The 19,250-nt window shown below is 68.0% G+C and carries 7 protein-coding genes; 4 read left to right on the forward strand and 3 right to left on the reverse strand.

Annotation, left to right across the window (positions count from 1 at the left end):
* Nucleotides 1-82 precede the first annotated feature (82 nt).
* The 3 genes from OG874_RS10185 to OG874_RS10195 all read left to right on the forward strand — a co-directional run bounded on the left by OG874_RS10185 (nucleotide 83) and on the right by OG874_RS10195 (nucleotide 15,885).
* Nucleotides 83-13,762: an amino acid adenylation domain-containing protein gene (locus OG874_RS10185; RefSeq protein ID WP_330254866.1), complete on the forward strand. Its 13,680-nt coding sequence runs from the start codon at nucleotides 83-85 to the stop codon at nucleotides 13,760-13,762.
* A 270-nt stretch (nucleotides 13,763-14,032) separates the two neighbouring features.
* Entirely contained in the window at nucleotides 14,033-15,019 is a 987-nt protein-coding gene (locus OG874_RS10190) for an ATP-binding cassette domain-containing protein (protein WP_330254867.1), read from the forward strand.
* An 83-nt stretch (nucleotides 15,020-15,102) separates the two neighbouring features.
* Nucleotides 15,103-15,885, forward strand: coding sequence for an ABC transporter permease (locus tag OG874_RS10195; protein WP_442943390.1), 783 nt, complete (start codon nucleotides 15,103-15,105; stop codon nucleotides 15,883-15,885).
* Nucleotides 15,886-16,143: 258 nt separating this feature from the next.
* Here OG874_RS10195 and OG874_RS10200 read toward each other — a convergent pair whose 3' ends face one another.
* Entirely contained in the window at nucleotides 16,144-16,479 is a 336-nt protein-coding gene (locus tag OG874_RS10200; protein WP_040691372.1) for an RNA polymerase-binding protein RbpA, read from the reverse strand.
* A 256-nt stretch (nucleotides 16,480-16,735) separates the two neighbouring features.
* Here OG874_RS10200 and OG874_RS10205 point away from each other — a divergent pair, with 256 nt between their 5' ends.
* Nucleotides 16,736-17,059, forward strand: a complete 324-nt coding sequence (locus tag OG874_RS10205) for a hypothetical protein (protein WP_330254869.1) — start codon at nucleotides 16,736-16,738, stop codon at nucleotides 17,057-17,059.
* Between the two features lie 109 nt (nucleotides 17,060-17,168).
* On the opposite strand, the gene OG874_RS10210 is transcribed toward OG874_RS10205, so the two are convergent.
* Nucleotides 17,169-18,281, reverse strand: a complete 1,113-nt coding sequence (locus OG874_RS10210; RefSeq protein ID WP_330254870.1) for a hypothetical protein — start codon at nucleotides 18,279-18,281, stop codon at nucleotides 17,169-17,171.
* Between the two features lie 209 nt (nucleotides 18,282-18,490).
* Entirely contained in the window at nucleotides 18,491-19,186 is a 696-nt protein-coding gene (locus OG874_RS10215) for a M23 family metallopeptidase (protein ID WP_330254871.1), read from the reverse strand.
* Between the last annotated feature and the right edge of the window lie 64 nt (nucleotides 19,187-19,250).

Below are 19,250 nucleotides of genomic sequence, written 5' to 3' on the forward strand. Positions count from 1 at the left end.
ACGTCCTACGGCTGGCGCATGCGCGCCTGCGGTGGCGGTGCTCGGGGAGTTGTGCATCAACAGCGGCAAGAAGGAGTGATTGATGAGTTCATTGGCCACGGATCGCGTCGACCAATGCTCTTCCGGTGAATTCTCGGCACAACCATTCGCACTGTCGCCTGCGCAAACGGCCCTGTGGTACGCCCAACGGATCCGCACCGACATACCTCTCACGATTGCGCAATACGTCGAGATTCACGGAGACCTGGATGTCGGTCGCCTGCTCTACTCGATCGAACGCTTCGGTGCCGAGACCCAGGTCGGGCACGTGCGGCTGCTGGAGATCGATGGCGTCCCGCATCAGGTGATCGATCACGCGCGCCGCCCGGGCTGGGCCAGGGTCGATCTGCGCGCGGAGGCCGATCCGCACGCGGCCGCGCTGCGCTGGATGAACGAACATGCCAGCTCGCCGATCGATCTGGAACACGATCCGCTGACCACGAACGTGGTGATTCGAACCGGGGATTCGGACTACATCTGGTACGCCCGTGCCCACCACATCGTGATCGATGGTTACGGCGCGATGAACGCGCTCACCCGCACCGCGGAGATCTATACGGCGGTGGAGAACCGCACCGAACCCGCGATCTCGCGGGCCACGCCCCTGGCTACCATTTATGCGGACGAATCCACCTACCGCGACTCCAGCCGGTTCCGCAATGACCGCGACTATTGGCTCGAGCAATTGGCGGGCGCGGGTGGGCCGATGACGCTGTCCAGCGTGATCGGCTTGACCGCCGCCCCTGATGCGGGGCGGCGGCGTGCTTGTGCGGTCCTGGATGCCCGCGCCGAGGACGCCATGACCGCGGCGACGGCGGAACTCGAGACGCACAGCTCGACCATGTTCGTCGCGGCGCTGGCCTGCTACGTGCGCTCGGTGACCGGTAATCGGGACGTGGTGCTGAGCCTGCCGGTTTCGGCGCGCACCACGGTCGCGCTGCGCCGTTCGGCGGGTGTCGTATCGAATGTGGTGCCGATCCGGATCGAATTCGGGCCCGAGACCACGGTGCGTGACGCGGTGCGCGCCGCCGAATTGCAGATCACCGGCGCGCTGCGCCATCAGCGCTACCGCCACGACGACATCCGCCGCGACTGCGGCTACTCCCGCGACGCACGCGGCTTCTTCGGCCCGATGGTCAACATCATGCTGTTCCATACCGAGCTGAAGTTCGGCAGCCTGCTCGGCTCGCTGCACGTACTCGCCACCGGTCCGGTCGAAGACCTGTCGATCAATCTGTACAACGGCGAGGCCGGGCGCATCCATATCGACTTCGAGGCCAACCCGCGGCTCTATGCGGAGACCGAGGTCGCGGTGCACCACGGCCGGTTCCTCGATTTCCTGACCCGCTTCCTGGCCGCCGAACCCGACACCGTCGCCGAGAGCCTCACCGCGATCACCGACGACGAGCGTGAGCGCGTGGTGCACACCTGGAACGCCACCGAGACCGCGCCCCAGCAGGGCACGCTCGCGGGTCTGTTCGCCGATCGGGCGATGATCTGCCCGGATGCGGTCGCACTCGAATTCGGCGACGAGACAATGACCTACCGCGAACTCGACGAGCAGGCCAACCGGCTGGCCCGGCTGCTCATCGCCCGCGGCGCGGGACCGGATACGGTGGTCGGCCTGTGCCTGCAGCGCAGCCTCGAACTCGTCGTCGGCATATACGCGATCGTCAAGGCAGGCGCGGCCTACCTGCCGCTGGATCCCGACCACCCCGTCGACCGGATCGATCAGATCCTGCGGCATGCCGATCCGGTCTGTGTATTGACCGCGGCCCGAGACGAACTCGCGTTGCCGGAACGGGCCACCGAGGTGGCGATCGACACCATCGATCTCGCCGATTTCGAGGCGCACCCGGTCACCGACACCGACCGGCTCGCCCCACTGCGCGCCGATCATCTCGCCTATCTAATCTTCACCTCCGGCTCCACCGGAAAACCCAAGGGCGTCGGCGTCACCCATGCCGCGATCGTCAACCGGCTGCGCTGGATGCAGCAGGAATATCCGCTCGACGGCTCCGACGCCGTCCTGCAGAAGACTCCGGCCACCTTCGACGTCTCGGTATGGGAATTCTTCTGGCCCTTGCAGATCGGCGCGCGCCTAGTGGTCGCGGCACCGGACGGTCATCGCGATCCCGGCTATCTGGCCCGGATCATCGACGAAAAGTCCATCACCACAGCCCATTTCGTGCCGTCCATGCTGTCGGTCTTCGTGACCGACACCGATGTGCGCGCCTGCACCGGCCTGCGCCGGGTGTTCTGCAGCGGGGAAGCGTTGCCCGCGGCCACCGTTCGGGATTTCCACGCCGCTCTGCACGGGCCCGAGTTGCACAATCTGTACGGACCGACCGAAGCCGCCGTCGACGTCACCTACTGGCCCTGCCCGGCCGACCCGGCCACCGTGCCCATCGGATCTCCGGTGTGGAACACCCAGACCTACGTCCTCGACGCGCGGCTGCGGCCCGTGCCGCCCGGAGTCGTCGGCGAGCTGTATCTCGCGGGCGTCCAGCTGGCGCGCGGCTACCTCGGCCAATCATCGCTGACCGCAGACCGTTTCGTGGCCAACCCGTTCACGCCGGGCACTCGGATGTACCGCACCGGTGACCTGGCCCGCTGGCAGGGCGGTCCGGATCTCGGCCGCCACGAAGGCGATTCGGATCGCGGCGTCCTCGAGTACCTGGGCCGCAGCGACTTCCAGGTCAAGATCCGCGGCCTGCGCATCGAACTCGGTGAGATCGAGGCGGCGCTGCTGGCCGACGAGCGCGTCGCCCGCGCGGTCTGCGTCGCCCATCACGGACACACCGGCGACGAATTGGTCGCCTATGTCGTCGCCGCGCCGGCCATGAACATCGACACCACCGCGCTGTTGAACGCGTTGCGCCGCACCTTGCCCGGCTACATGGTGCCCGCGGTGCTGATGGTCCTCGACGAACTACCACTCAGCGCGAACGGCAAGATCGACCGCAACGCCCTGCCCGAACCCATCGCCGCCCGCCCGGCGACCCTGGTCACCACCGAGCCGCGCACCGAGGTGGAGCGGGTCCTGGCGGGCATCTTCGGCGAAGTCCTCGGCATCGATGGGATCGGCGTCGAGGACGGTTTTTTCGACCTCGGCGGAAATTCGCTGATCGCCGCCCGCGCGGTCGCGCGGATCAACGCGACCCTCGGCACCGGACTGACCATCCGCGACCTGTTCGAGGCCGGGACCGTCGCCGCGCTCAGTGAGCGCTTCGCCACCCACAATCCGGACACCTCGTCCCCGAAACTGGTTCCGGCGCAACGGCCGCAACGAATTCCGCTGTCGCTGGCCCAGCAGCGGCTGTGGATTCTCAACCGCTTCGCCGAGCACGCCGCCGCATACAACATGCCGCTGGCCGTCGAGATCGACGGACCGATCGATGTGGCGGCGCTGCGCGCGGGGCTCGTCGACGTGATCGAGCGTCACGAATCGCTGCGCACCACCTTCCCGGACGGATCCGAAGGGCCGTGCCAGGTCGTGCATCCGGCCGCCGAGATACCGCTCACCCTGGACCCGATCGACGCCATCGGCGCCGATGTGCGCGAACTCGCCGAGGAATTCGCCGGTTACGGCTTCGATCTGCGCAGCCAGGCCCCGATCCGGGTAGCGCTGTGGACCACCGGACCGGATCGGTACGTATTCCTCCTCGTGCTGCACCACATTTGCGGCGACGGCTGGTCGGTCGCGCCGCTGGCCAGGGATCTGATGTCCGCAGTCACCGCCCGCGCGCAGGGCGCCGCACCGCGGTGGACGCCACTGCCGGTGCAGTACGCCGATTTCGCGCTCTGGCAACGCGAACTGCTCGGCGACGAAGCCGATCCGGCCAGCGCGCTGAGCCGTCAGCTCACCTACTGGCGTTCGGCCCTGCGCGGCCTGCCCGATCAGCTCGACCTGCCGCTGGACCGCCCGCGCCCGCTGCGGCGCTCGACCGTCGGTGGCCGGGTCGAGTTCACCATCGCACCCGAGATCCGCCGCGCCGCGGGCGAACTCGCGGCCAGCCGGGGCGTCAGCATATTCATGGTGCTGCACGCCGCATTGGCCACCCTGCTCGCCCGGCTGTGCGCGAGCACCGATATCGCCATCGGCACCCCGATCGCGGGCCGCTCCGACCCGGCGCTCGATGAACTCGTCGGCATGTTCGTCAACACCCTGGTGCTGCGCACCGAGGTCGATCCCGCCGCCGGTTTCGACCAGATGCTCGACGTGGTCCGGGAAACCGATCTCAACGCCTTCGCCAACGCTGATGTGCCGTTCGAGCGGTTGGTCGAGCTGGTCAACCCGGAGCGCTCCGCCGCGAGGCATCCGCTGTTCCAGGTGATGCTGTCCTATGACCACGCACCGGATCTGCGCATCGATCTGCCCGGCGTGCAGGCACACGTGCTGCCGATCGCCGCCGATATCGCGAAATTCGATCTGCAGCTCGAGGTGCACGACAGCCTGTCCGACGGTCCGCTGCGCGCCGAATTCGGTTACGCCACTGATGTTTTCGACCAGCGGACGGTCGAGTCGTTCGCCCGCCGCTTTGTCGCCGTGCTCAATACCGTTGTCGCGGCGCCGAATCTGCCGGTCGGCGACCTGGAGATCCTGGACCGGCGCGAGACCGCGAAGCTGGTGCCGATCTCCGGTGCGCCTGCCGAGCCATCGATCACGCTGGCGCGGTTGCTCACCGATATCGCCGAGCGGCTGCCCGATGCCGTCGCCGTGCGCTACGAGGGCGTCGACACCAGTTATCGCGAGCTCGACGAGTTGTCGAATCGACTGGCGCGCACCCTGATCGAGCACGGGGCCGGACCCGAGGTCGTGGTGGCGATCGCGCTGCCGCGCGGTCTGAATTCCATCGCGGCCATCTGGGCGGTCGCGAAAACCGGTGCGGCGTATGTGCCGATCGATCCGAGCTATCCGGTCGAGCGGATCGGACATATGATCACTGATTCGGGTGCCTTGCTCGGGCTCACCGTCCCGGACTGCTTGGCCGCCATGCCCGCGTGGCCCGCCACCCGGGGCAAACACCGCAAGCATGGTGTGGACTGGCTGGTGCTTGGTTCCGAGGAGCTGGCGACCGAATCCGCCTACTACTCCACCGCTTCCGTCACCGACGCGGATCGGCACTATCCGCTGCGCACCACACATCCGGCCTACCTGATCTACACCTCGGGCTCCACCGGGACACCGAAGGCGGTGATCGTCACCCACGCCGGTCTCGCCTCACTCGCACAGGAGCAGATGCACCTGTTCGGCGTTACGGATTCGGCACGGACGCTGCACTTCTCGTCGCCGAGCTTCGACGCGTCGGTGCTGGAGCTGCTGCTCGGCTTCGCGGCGGGCGCGACCATCGTCGTCGCACCCGCGGGCATTTACGGCGGCGCGGAACTCGCCGAGCTGTTGCGCGACGAGCGGATCACCCATGCTTTCATCACCCCGGCCGCGCTGGCCACCGTGCCCGATGCGGGGCTCGACGAACTCGCGGCCGTCATCGTCGGCGGTGAGGCGTGCTCGGAGGAACTGGTCGAGATCTGGTCGGCGAAGCATCGCATCCACAACATGTACGGACCGTCCGAGGCGACCGTCGCCGCCACCGCAAGCGCCGCGATGCTGCCGGGCCGCCCGGTGCCGCTGGGCCTGCCGGTGCGCGGGATGCGGCTATTCGTGCTGGACGCCCGACTGCACCCGGTGCCGCCGGGCACGCCGGGTGAGCTGTACCTGTCCGGGCCCGGTCTGGCACGCGGCTACCTCGGCCGCCACGGGCTCACCGCACAACGTTTTCCGGCCAACCCGCACGGCAGGCGCGGGGAACGGATGTACCGCACCGGCGATCTCGTCGTCGCCGATCCGAGCGGGCAGCTGCGCTTCCTCGGCCGCGCCGATGACCAGATCAAGATCCGCGGCTTCCGCATCGAATTGCGCGAGATCGACCACGTGCTGCGGGCGTATCCGGGGGTGAACGCCGCACTCACCGTCGTGCACACCGACGAACAGGGCCAGCCCCGCCTGGTTTCCTATGTGAGCGCGGACGAACCGATCGTCTCCGCCGATCTCACCGAGACCGCACGACAGCGGCTGCCCGGCTACATGGTGCCCGCATCGATCGCCGTACTCGACGAGATGCCCGTCACCCCGTCCGGCAAGCTGAACCGAAAGGCCCTGCCCGCACCGGTTTTCGCGGTGGCGGGAACGTCGCGTGCGCCGCGCACGGAGCTGGAGGAGTGCGTCGCGGGTGTCTTCGGCGAAGTCCTCGGCCGCCCGGTGACAGGTGCGGACGACAGCTTCTTCGATGTGGGCGGCAACTCGCTGCTCGCCACTCGGCTCGCTGCCGCGCTGCACGCGGAGTTCGGTGTCGACCTGCCGGTGCGGCTGATCTTCGAGGTGCCGACGGTGGCCGGGGTTGCGGAACGGATTTCGGAAGCGCCCCGGACGCAACGGATGGCGCTGGCTGTGCATACGCCGCGTCCGGGACGCATTCCATTGTCGCTGCCCCAGCAGCGACTGTGGTTCCTCAATCGATTCTCTCCCGAATCCAGCGCCTACAACATCGCATTCGTCATACGGATCGACGGCGATCTGGATGTGGCCGCACTGCGGGCGTCGCTGACCGACCTGGTGGAGCGGCACGAGGTGTTGCGGACCGTCTTCCCCGAGGACAGTGCGGGCGCACAGCAGTTGGTGCTGCCGGCCGCGCGGGCCATGCCGGCCGTGGAGCCGGTCGCGATCGACGACGACGCGGCCGAACAGGCGCTGCACACCCTGGCGCGCACCGGATTCGATCTCACCAGGGACATCCCGCTGCGGATCACCTTGCTGCGCACCGGCACTCAGCGTCATCTGCTGGGCATCGTGGTCCATCACATCGCCGCTGACGGCTGGTCGCTCGGCCCGCTGACCCGGGATCTGGCCACCGCCTACCTGGCCAGGCGCGACGCCGTCGCACCCGAATGGACGCCGCTTCCGGTGCAGTACGCCGACTTCGGGCTGTGGCAGCGCGCCTGCCTCGGCGACGAGGGCGACTCGGACAGCCCCGCGGGCGCACAGCTCGCGTACTGGCGCTCCGCGCTGGCGGATCTGCCCGAGGAGCTGCCGCTGCCCTACGATCGTCCGCGTCCGGCCGAGCCGACGCAGCAGGCGGGCACAGTGCGCTTCTCCGTGCCCGAGCCGGTGCAGCAGGCACTCACCGAACTCGCACGCGAACAGGGCGTCAGCATGTTCATGGTGCTGCGTTCGGCGCTGGCGGTATTGCTGCGGTTCGTCACGGGCGGTCGCGATGTCGTGATCGGCACCCCGGTCGCGGGCCGCACCGATACCAAGCTCGACGAGTTGGTCGGCATGTTCGTCAACACGCTGGTGCTGCGCTCGGATGTCGACCCGGACAGCCCGTTCGCGACGCTGCTGCGCGCGGACCGGGATACCGAGCTGGCCGCCATGGCCAACGCCGATATTCCGTTCGAGCGCATTGTCGAGGAACTCGGCCGCGACGCCCGCGGCAGCAGTCGCCACCCGCTCTTCCAGGTGGCGCTGACGGTTCAGGACGCGCCGGTGCCGACCCTCGAGTTGCCCGGCCTCGCGCTGCGTGCCGAAGAACTCGATATCGCGCTGGCGAAATTCGACTTGGAATTGCGCGTCGCGTCGACCGCCGGTTCGGGTGCGGCAGCTCGCGCCTTCGAATTCGTCTACGCGGCCGAACTTTTCGACGCGACAACGGTCGAGACCCTGGCCGACCGGTTCCTGCGGGTACTGGCGGCCATCACCGCCGCCCCGCGCGTTCTGGTTCGCGATATCGACGCGCGAACCGAATCCGAGCGCCGCACGCTCACCCCGGCCACCGGCGGCCCGAGCACACCGCAGTGCACCTTGGCCGCCTATTTCATGGCCACCGCGCATGTGCATCCGCACCGCACCGCGGTCCGCTACGGCACCACCTCGCTCACCTACGCCGAAATCGACGAGCGCTCGAATCGGTTGGCGCGGGCCCTGATCGGGCGCGGACTCGGCGCGGGGGATCGGGTCGCACTCGGGTTGACCCGCTCGATCGAGTCGGTCGTGACGATGCTCGCCATCGCCAAGTCCGGCGCCGCGTTCGTGCCGGTCGATCCGAACTACCCCTCCGATCGGATCCGGCATATGCTGACCGACTCCGGCTGCCGAGTCGGCGTCACGCTGACCGAGCACGCCGATGTGTTGCGGGGTGACACGGCAGCGGGCACGGTGTTGTCGGCCCGCTGCGCGGGTTCGGCTCCTTCGACCGACTGGCTGCTGCTCGACGCCCCCGCATTCGAGGCCGAGCTGGCCGAACTCGACGACAGCCTGGTCGACGACGCCGACCGGCTGCGCACGGTTCGGGTCGCGGATCTGGCGTACCTGGTCTACACCTCGGGCTCCACCGGCAAACCCAAGGGCGTGGCCGTCACCCACGGCGGCCTGTCGAATTTCGGTGACGAGATCCGCGAACGCATGGGGGTCGACCGCGATTCGCGCACCCTGCACTTCGCCTCGCCGAGCTTCGACGCCGCCGTGTACGATCTTCTGCTCGCCATCGGATCGGGCGCGATGATGGTGATCTGCCCGACCGATATCTACGGCGGCGATGAGCTGGCCGCGCTGATGGAACGCGAACAGATCACCCACACGTTCATGACCCCGGCCGCGCTGGCCACCATCGATCAGGATCGGTGGCCGTTGCCGAACCTACGTGCGCTGATGGTGGGCGGCGAGGCGGTCGGCCCCGAACTCGTGGCCCGTTGGTCGTCCGGACGGCAGATGCACAATGTGTACGGCCCGACCGAAACCACCATCGTCGTCACGATCTCCCGGCCGATGGGCGTCGGCGAACCGGTCACCATCGGCACGCCGGTACGCGGTGCGCGGGCGCTGGTGCTCGACGAGCGGATGCGTCCGGTGCCGGTCGGTGTGCCCGGCGATCTTTATTTAGGTGGATTCGGTGTTTCGCGTGGGTATTACGATAGGTTGGGGCTGACCGCGAGCCGGTTCGTCGCCGACCCGTACGGTCCCGCGGGTTCCCGGATGTACCGCAGCGGTGATGTGGTGCGCTGGAATGCCGCCGGCGAAATCGTCTACCTCGGCCGCAGCGACCATCAAGTGAAGGTGCGCGGCTTCCGCATCGAGCTCGGCGAGATCACCAACGCGCTCGTCGAACATCGGGATGTCCGCTTCGCACATACCGAGGTGCGTCATATCGCGGGCGCGGACCGGATCGTCTCGTTCATCCAGCCCGCCGACGATACCGGCGAACCGGATATCGAGGCGGTGCGCGCCCACCTCGCCGAACAGCTGCCCAGACATATGGTTCCGGCGAGCATCACGGTGCTGGACGGGATTCCGCTGACCCCGACCGGGAAGCTGGATATCGCGGCGCTGCCGGAACCTCAACTGGCGGTGCGGGCGGCGAGCCGCGCACCCGAGACCGACTCCGAGCGTTTGGTCGCCGAGGTGATGGGTGAGCTGGTCGGCGTCGAGACCGTCAGCGCCGACGACAGCTTCTTCGATATCGGCGGAAACTCGCTGCTGGCAACCCAACTTGTCGCACGACTGGCCGCGGCGACGAATACCCGGCTCGAGGTGCGCACCGTATTCGTGGCGCCGACCGTCACCGAACTCGCGGCTCTGCTCGACGCGGGACCGGGTGCGGATGCCCGGCCGGAGCTGGTGCGCCGCGACCGGCCCGAGCGGATTCCGCTGTCGGCGGCGCAGCATCGGCTGTGGTTCCTGAACCGGTTCAACCAGACCGGCGACGATGCGGGGCATACTGCCGGGGCCTACAACATCCCGGTGATGCTGCGGCTGCGCGGCGAACTCGATGTCGACGCGCTGGTGCGGGCGCTGCATGCCGTGCAGCGTCGGCACGAGACGTTGCGCACGATCTTCCCCGAGATCGATGGGGTGCCTGCGCAGCAGGTGCTCGATCCGGTCGATGCCGCCGTCACACTGTTCGTCGCGACGATGCCGCCCGCGGAAGTTCCCAGCGCCGTGCAGAGTTTCGCGGCATCTGGATTCGACCTCGCGGCGACCGTGCCGATGCGCGCCGCGCTGATCACGGTCGATCCGGCGGCCGACCCGACCGGCGCCGTCGACACCAGTCCGGGAGCATTGACCGAAAACGTGTTGGTGCTGGTGGTGCACCACATCGCCATGGACGGCTGGTCGCTGGAACCCCTGGCCGTCGATGTGGCCGTCGCGTACCGGGCGGCATGCGAGGAGCAGACGCCCGACTGGCCGGAATCGGAGGTCCAGTACGCGGATTACACGCTCTGGCAACAGGACACGCTCGGCACCGAGGCCGATCCCGATTCGGTGGTGAACCGCCAGCTCGACTACTGGCGACGCACCCTCGACGGAATTCCGGAGCTGCTGAACGTGCCCGCCGACCGGCCGCGGCCGCCCACACCGACCTATCGCGGCGGCAATGCCGAATGCGCGATCGATGCGTTCACCCATCGGGAACTGCGGACGATCGCCACTAGCAATAACGTCAGCATGTTCATGGTGTTGCACGCCGCGCTCGCGGTGCTGCTGCACCGGATAACCGCCACCGACGACATCACCGTCGGCACCCCGATCGCGGGGCGCGGCCATCCCGCGCTGGACCGGATGGTCGGCATGTTCGTCAATACGCTGGTCCTGCGCACTCGGATCGACCCCGATGCCAGGTTCACCGATCTGCTGTACGCCGTGCGCGACACCGATCTGGACGCCTTCGCGCATGCGGACCTGCCGTTCGAACGTCTCGTCGAGGTGCTCAATCCGGCTCGCTCGCAGGCGCATCACCCGATGTTCCAGGTGATGCTGTCGGTGCGGAACCATCCGGTGCGCGAACTCGAACTGCCGGGGTTGCGCATCGAATCGGAGGATATCGACACCGGTATCGCGAAATTCGATCTGCAGTTCACGCTGACCGAATCCCACACCGACACAAAGGCACCGGGCGGGCTCACCCTGTCGGTCAACTACGCCAGCGATCTGTTCGACGAGCAGACCGCGCAGCGGCTCGGCAAGCGAATGGCCCGTCTGCTCGCCGCCGTGGCCGCGAATCCGACCGCCGCCGTCGGTGATCTGGACCTGCTCGATTCCGCCGAATGGTCCGGGCTGGCCCCGGTGCGCGGTGCGGAAGCGGATCGGCCGGTCACCTTCCCGGAGGTGTTCGAGGCCGCGGTGTACGTCGACCGGAAGGGCGTCGCACTGCGTTCCGGCGACACCCAGGTCAGCTACGATGCGCTCGACCGGTGGACCAACCGGCTGGCGCGGGTGCTGATCGAGCGTGGGGTCGGACCGGAAACGCTGGTGGCGCTGGGGATTCCGCGCTCGGTGGAATCGGTCGCGACGATGCTCGCGGTGGCCAAGGCGGGGGCGGCCTTCGTGCCCGTCGACCCGCTGTATCCGGCCCAGCGGATCACCCATATGCTCACTGATTCCGGTGCGGCGCTGGGGATCACGCTGGCTGAGCATCACGATCGGATGCCCGGCGACACCGAGTGGATCGTGCTCGACGATATCGAATTCCGTGAGCGGGTGCTGGGTGCGTCCGCCGCGCCGATCAGGGCGGGGGAGCGCAACGGTGCGCTGCGGGTGGACAACCCGGCGTACGTGATCTACACCTCCGGCTCGACCGGCACGCCGAAGGGCGTGGTGGTCACGCACGGTGGTCTGTCGAACTTCGCCGCGGAGACCGCACAGCGCTTCGAGGTCCAACCCGGTTGCCAGGTCCTGCATTTCGCGACGCCGAGCTTCGATGCCGCCATGCTCGATCTGCTGCTGGCACTGGGCGGTGCCGCGACGCTGGTGATCACGCCGCCCGGTGTGGTCGGCGGGGCCGAGTTGGCGAAGGTGTTCATCGACGAGGGGATCACGCACGCGTTCATCACCACCTCGGCGCTGGGCACGGTCGATCCGACCGGAATCACCGAGCTGGCGCATGTGCTGGTCGGCGGCGAGGCGCTGCCGCCGGACGTGGTCACTCGCTGGGCGCCCGGACGCAACCTGTACAACGTGTACGGGCCGACCGAGACCACCATCGTCACGGTGATTTCGCAGCCGATGACGCCGGACGGGCCGATCACGATCGGCGGGCCGATCCGCGGTGTCAATGCGACGATTCTCGACCCGCGCCTGTATCCCGCGCCGGTCGGGGTGACCGGTGAATTGCATTTGGCGGGCAGTGCTCTGGCGCGGGGTTATCTGAACCGGCCGGGGCTGACCTCGCAGCGGTTCGTCGCGAATCCCTATGGCAAGCCCGGGGACAGGATGTATCGGACCGGCGACCTCGCGCGGTGGGCAGCCGCGGCGGAGCGCGAGATCGAGTACTTGGGCCGCACCGATCATCAGGTGAAGATTCGCGGGTTCCGCATCGAACTCGGCGAGATCGACGCGGCGCTCGCGCGGCACGACGCGGTGGAGTTCTCGACGACCATCGGATACCGCACACCGGCCGGCGTGACGGCACTGGTGTCCTATGTGAAGCCGCGCGACGGAATCACGCTGAGCGCCGCGGAACTCACCGAGCATGTCGCCGAGCGAGTGCCGAATTACATGGTGCCGCAATCGATCATGCTGATCGACGAGGTGCCGCTCAGCCCGGTCGGCAAACTCGATCGAAAGGCGTTGCCGGAACCGGTCTTCCGCGCGATCGAGGGCTATCGGGCGCCGACCACCGCGACCGAGGCAGAGCTGTGCGCCGCCTTCGCGGCGGTGCTCGGTGTCGAATCGGTGGGTGTCGACGACGGGTTCTTCGAACTCGGCGGCAACTCACTGCTGGCCACCAGGGTCGTGGCTCAGCTGCGTGCCAACGCCATCGATCTCCCGGTGCAGTTGATGTTCGGCGACTCCACCCCGGCCGCCATCGCGGCCCGGTTGGACGGAACCGGCGCCACCGGCGCGGCCATCGCCGCGACGCTGGATCCGGTACTGCCGATTCGCGCCCGCTCCGCCGCGAGCCGGGCCCCGCTGTTCTGTGTCCATCCCGCGATCGGGTTGGCCTGGTGCTATTCGGGCCTGCTCGCGCATCTCGCACCGGACCGCCCGGTGTACGGGCTGCAGGCACCGCACGTGGCGGGCGAGGACGGCTTCGATTCGATCGCCGAAGCCGCGAAAGACTATGTGGCGCGGATCAAGTCGATCCAGCCGGACGGCCCCTACTATCTGCTCGGTTGGTCGCTGGGCGGTTTGATCGCCCAGGAGATCGCGATCCAGCTGCAGGAGGCGGGCGAGGAGGTCGCGCTGCTGTCGATGATGGACAGCTACCAACTGACCGACGAATGGCTCGAGCACGCGATCCCCACGGTCGCCGAGATCATCGGCGAATTCGGCAGCGACGCACTCGGCGACGACGAGGAGTTCGACCCGCGGATGAGCCTGCGCGACGCCGCCGACCTGCTGCGCTCGCGTCCCGGCCCCTTCGCCGCCCTCACCGTCGACCACCTGGAGCGCCTCTACGCGGGCTACACCAACGGCACGGTGCTCGCGCACGGCTTCCGTCCCCGCACCTTCGACGGCGACCTCCTGTTCTTCACCGCGGCCGACGACGAAATCAACCACACCGACCCGACCCGCTGCGCCGCCGCCTGGCAACCCTTCATCACCGGCACCATCCACAACCACGACCTCCCGTGCAAACACTCGGCCATGACCACCCCGGAATCCCTGGCAGTCATCGGCCCGGTGCTGAACGAGCACCTCGAAGGCGCGAAGGAGGCCCAACGGTGAGCGAAAACAGCCGGGAAAGCGTCAGCAGCGAGCAGGTGCTCTCGTGAGAGAGCGTATCGAGCAATCCGTGTACACAGCGCCCGTCAGCGGAGCGGAAAGCAGGTGCCGTCGAGGTGGATTCGCCTCGGGGCAGCGCCAGCGAAGCGAGGGGACCGCACCGGTGCGGACACCGGAGCCGAGGGCTAGAGGGAGAGACGTGAGCGAATGTGAGCGAACAGTAGGCGCGGTGCGCTCGGACGCGTCGGGCCCCAGTGCCGACGAGGTGTACTCGTGAGCCTCGCGGTGGAGGTACTCGGCCTGGTCAAGAACTACGGCCGGGTGCGGGTGCTGGACGAGATCGATCTGGAGATACCGGCCGGGACGGTGATGGGGCTGCTAGGGCCCAACGGTGCGGGAAAGACGACGACGGTGCGGATCGTCACCACATTGCTGCGGCCGTGTGCCGGATCGGTGCGGGTGGCAGGTGTCGACGTATTGCGCGATCCGGCGGCGGCACGACGGCGGATCGGGTTGTCCGGTCAGTACGCGGCGGTCGATGCCAATCTGACCGGCTACGAGAATCTGCGGATGGTGGCGCGGCTGTACGGAATGTCGCAGCGGCAGGCCACCTCGCGCGCGGCCGAACTGTTGAACGCCTTCGGTCTGGACCACGCGGCGCATCGTCGCGCGGGCATCTACTCCGGCGGTATGGCGCGGCGGCTCGACCTGGCAGGGGCATTGGTGGCGCGGCCTGCGGTCGTGGTGCTCGACGAGCCGACCACCGGCTTGGATCCGCGCGGGCGACTCGATATGTGGCGCGTCATCGGCGATCTCGTCGACGACGGCACCACGGTGCTGCTCACCACCCAGTACCTGGAGGAGGCCGACCAACTCGCCGACCGGATCACCGTGATCGATCGCGGGCGGGTCATCGCCAGGGGTTCGGCCGATGAGCTGAAGACTTCCATCGGTGGCGAGCGCCTCACCGTCACCTTCGCCGTCGGACAGGATGTGCAGCCCGCGCTGACGATCCTGGCGCAGGTCGGCATCGGTGAGCCGATCCACGATCCGGGCACCGACGAAGCCTCCATCGTGGTCGGCGACGGTTCGCGCACCATGGTCGAGGCACTGCGCAGACTCGACGACGCCGGGATATGCGTGGTCGACGCCGACGTGCACCGCCCCAGCCTCGACGACGTATTCCTGTCCCTCACCGGCACCACCGCGCGCGAACCCGAGCCGGAAACCGACGATGTACAAGAGGAGATCTTGTCTTGAGCGCAGGCGCGAGCACCGCAGTCGAAACGGTGCCGACCACGAAAACCGAATCACCGCAGCTGATTCGGCAGCCGCACGCCCGGATAATCCGGGACAGCGCCATCGTCGCCCACCGCAACCTGCTGACCATCCTGCGGGTCCCGACCCTGCTCGTGACCGCGACGATCCAGCCGCTGATGTTCGTCTTCCTCTTCGCCTACATCTTCGGCGCGTCACTCGGCGGCGGCCAGTACCGCGAATTCCTGCTCGCCGGAATCTTCACCCAGACAGTCGCTTTCAACGCCGCTTTCACCACCGTCGGCCTGGCGGGCGATCTGGAGAAGGGCATCATCGACCGCATGCGCACCCTGCCGATGTCGCGGCTGGCGGTGTTGATGGGCCGCACCCTCTCGGATCTGGTGGTGAACATCCTCAGCCTGGCCGTCATGGTCGGCTGCGGCTATGTGGTCGGCTGGCGCATCAACGGCGGTATCGCCGACGCCGTACTCGCCTTCGCGGTGATCCTGCTCTTCGCCTTCGCCATGTCCTGGGTCGGCGCCCTGACCGGCCTGGTCTCACCCACCGTCGAAGTGGCCCAGAGCGCGGGCCTGATCTGGCTGTTCCCGCTCACCTTCATCTCCTCGGCCTTCATCTCCGCGGAGTCCCTGCCGGGCCCATTGCGCACTGTCGCCGAGTGGAACCCCATCACCGCGGTCTCGGCCGCCGGCCGCAAACTGTTCGACAACGGCTCCCCACCCGCCTTCGGCACCGCCACCGGTTGGCCCGCCGACCACTGCATCGAATACGCGGTCGCCTGCTCCATCGCCATCCTGGTCGTCGTCGTCCCCTTGGCCCTGCTCCGCTACCGCAAGGTCGCCAGCAAGTAACCCCTGTCCCACCCACCGCACCAATGGCATTTCACCGCTATCGAGGCGAGTCGAATGGTGGCCCGAGACCTAGTCCGCAGCCACCATTCGACTCGCCTCGACGCGTATTCACCCCCAGCAGCATCGACGCGAATGCGGACAGCGGCCGCCGGCCGGTGCCGGGCATACGAAAAGCCGCTTACATCAAAACAATTCGATATAAGCGGCCTTCTGCGATCTGGACTGACGCAACGGCTGCCCGTACGCCTGGAGCTGCGACTAGACCCGACGCCGAGTCTTCAGCAGGTCGAGCCGCTCCTTGAGCAGCTCCTCCAGCTCTTCCTTGCTGCGACGCTCCAGCAGCATGTCCCAGTGCGTGCGCGGCGGCTTGACCTTCTTGGTCTCCTGAGTGGTGCCCTCCATGAGGGTGCCCTCCTGGCCGTTGCGGCACAGCCAGGTCGGGGGGATCTCGGCATCGTCGGCGAACGGAACGTCGAACTCCTCGCCGTTATCGGTCCGGTACCGAGCAATCCGTCGCGGGGCCAGGTCGTGGTCGCGATCGGTTTCGTAGCTCACCGCTCCGAGCCGACTGCCCCGGAGTACGCGATCTGCCATGGTGTGCCTCTCCCTGTGTGCTCGAGTCTTGTTGTGCTGCGACCCCGTCCCGCAGTGGTCACTGCCGGACGGACGCGTCACGCTCGCTGGACCTTAGGTGTAACGACCGTGCCCGCGCCAATAGTTCCCGACGTGCGGGACTTCAACCGTTCCATTGTAGTGGGTGGGTCCGACACGCCCCGCCACGCCCGTGCCGCGTCGGCAAACTGGGGCCGCAAGACCCACACGCCCTCCGCAACCACTACTGTTCTGCGTCATGTCGCGCCGCTTGCTGTCCTGCCTGTGGTGTGGGCGGGAGATCGTCGAATCGGAGGCCGGACGTCGTCGCCGGTACTGCCGTCAGTCCTGTCGCCAACGCGCCTACGAACACCGCAACAGCCTGAAGGGAACCGGGATTCCCGACGATTCGGTGGTTTTGAGCGCCCAGGAGTCGGCCGACCTGGCCGACCGCTGGTTCGCCGCCCGCTGCGCCGCCGAGGACGTCGCCACCGCCATCGGCGAGGGCGCCGACACCGAGGAACTAAAGGCCCTCTGCACCACTCTGCTGACTCTGACGCGCGAGGCCGAACGCCTTCGCTGAGTGCAAACCGGCCTGAGCGTGAACGTGGCTGAAATTGCCAGATTCGGCGGGAAGTGCACGGTCAGGCCGGATCTGCCGGTGCCTGGTGCTCGCCCCGAGCACGCGCAGTTCACCCGCGATGGCGAGTGCCTGCGGTGAACAGCCGTGCGGCGCTCGGGGCGTTGCGGCTCTGGTTGGCGGCGGCTCGGGCCCGCCAGTAGACGGTCGCGGTCAGCAGGCCGACAATCCAGAGCAGCGCGCCGAAGGCGAACAAGGTGCGTCCGTCCGGGTGAACGAGCGATTGGGCTCGCATCGCCTGCCAGAACACGATCGCGAGCAGCCCGGCGTAGCCGAGGGCCAGTACACCGATGAGGGCGGCGCGGGTGCGTTCGGGGCGCAGCCACGGGCAGCGCGGTGCGAGCCAGGCCAGGGCGACGACCGCGAGCAGCAGGACCTGGATGGCGTGTAGTCCGAGAAAATGTGGGATCCGCAGGTCGCCGCCGATGGTGCTCCAGTGCGTGATCGGCATGCCGCCGGCACCGTCACGGGCGTCGAGGGTTCGAGATGTCTTGTCGAGCACGGTATGTCCGGCCACCAGCTCAACGACATCGCCGTCGGCGTCGCGCACCAACTGCTTGCCGGTGAAGCCCATCAGGTAGCCGAGTGCCATACCGACCACGGCGAGGCCGAGTCCGGCGTGTATGGCCCGTGCGGTCGGCCGGTCGACCAGCCGCTGCCACGAAAGGATCAGCACGATAATCAGATTCGCGAAGAACAGCCCCGGCACGCCGGACGCGAACACCAGCTGACCGATCGAATTCACCGCATCGGTCTCGCTGTTGAAGTGGCTATAGGTCCCGCGCGCGGCCTGCACCACGATGAACCCGACATCGACGAACCCGGCGACCGCGAACGCCGTCCCGAGCCACCAGGTGACTCGACTTCCCCTGTGCGGCAACGACAGCAGCCATGCCAGCGTGAAACCGTAGAGCACGAACGCGAGCCCGAACTTGCCGGGTTTGAGCCAGACGGATTCATCGAGCAGCATGCGATCGTCGAATATCGTTCCGGCCATGGAGAACAGGACGAGCGCGCCCATCGCGACCACCATGCACAGCAGTGGGCGATGCAGGCGGCCGCCGCGCGGCAAATCGAGTGTGGCAGGGGCTGGCGTCGGGTGGCGGTGTCGCGGGTGGCGTCGCGCGGAATCGGCGGGGGCGGAAAGCGTGTCGATCGTCGGCATGACCCGACGGTAGGAATCGAGAGTGCGCGTCGACGTCCCGCTGTAGCGCCATTCACGGGTAATACCGAGGTACTAGAAAGCGACTACCGGGGCATTCGCGATCCCTCATCGAATCGCGAATGCCCTGGTGGCCGAATCGGATCCCGGCCGATCTCGGGGTGGGCAGGACCCCGAGACCGGCGGGACGCGGAGCAGCGGGAGGGGGCCGCTTACTCCGCGGCGATACCGACGGCGATACCGCGCGCGCCGAGCCAAGGCATCGGATCGATCGGCCCGCCGTCGGTCTGATGGACCTCGTAGTGCAGGTGCGGCCCGGTGGAGAAGCCGCGGTTGCCGACAGTGGCGATGACATCGCCCGCGCGCACCGGCTGGCCGACGGTGGCCAGGATGTCGTTGACGTGTCCGTAGACGCCGATGGTGCCGTCGTCCTGTTGCACTCGCACCCACAGGCCGAAGCCGGAGGCCGGGCCCGCCTCGATGACGGTGCCGTCGGTGACCGCGGCGATCGGGGTGCCGATGGGGTCGGCGAAGTCGAGGCCCGCGTGCAGTGCGCCCCAGCGCGTCCCGAAGTTGGATGTCAGGACGCCCGCGATCGGACGAACGGTGCGCGGACGCGCCGCTTCCGCGGCGATCCGGTTCTGCTCCCAGACGACGGTCTCGGGCACGGTCTGCGGCATCTGTGCTTCGCGCGGGGTGAATGCGGTGGAGGCGACCGCTCCGTCGGCTGTGTCGGCGCTCGGCTGGTCGGCCTTGCCGGCGAGTGGCAGCGCGTCGGGATCCGCGGCGGCGAGTACGCCGAGTGCGGCGCTCACGACTGTGGTGGCGGCAAACACCCGGGTGGCGGCGCGGTGGCGGCGTGAACGGGCCGAGCCGCGACGGTAAGATAACGGAACGATCACGGGCATGGCTCGAACGTACGGGACCCCGATTCGAGTCCCGCAATCCTGTGGCAGCCGTCACAGGTGAACA

Source organism: Nocardia sp. NBC_00565 (assembly GCF_036345915.1).
GTDB lineage: Bacteria > Actinomycetota > Actinomycetes > Mycobacteriales > Mycobacteriaceae > Nocardia.

Coding starts and splice junctions, on each gene's coding strand:
- OG874_RS10205 (WP_330254869.1), top strand. CDS start 16,736: ATGTCGCGCCGCTTGCTGTCCTGCCTGTGGTGTGGGCGGGAGATCGTC.
- OG874_RS10215 (WP_330254871.1), bottom strand. CDS start 19,186: ATGCCCGTGATCGTTCCGTTATCTTACCGTCGCGGCTCGGCCCGTTCA.
- OG874_RS10210 (WP_330254870.1), bottom strand. CDS start 18,281: ATGCCGACGATCGACACGCTTTCCGCCCCCGCCGATTCCGCGCGACGC.
- OG874_RS10200 (WP_040691372.1), bottom strand. CDS start 16,479: ATGGCAGATCGCGTACTCCGGGGCAGTCGGCTCGGAGCGGTGAGCTAC.
- OG874_RS10185 (WP_330254866.1), top strand. CDS start 83: ATGAGTTCATTGGCCACGGATCGCGTCGACCAATGCTCTTCCGGTGAA.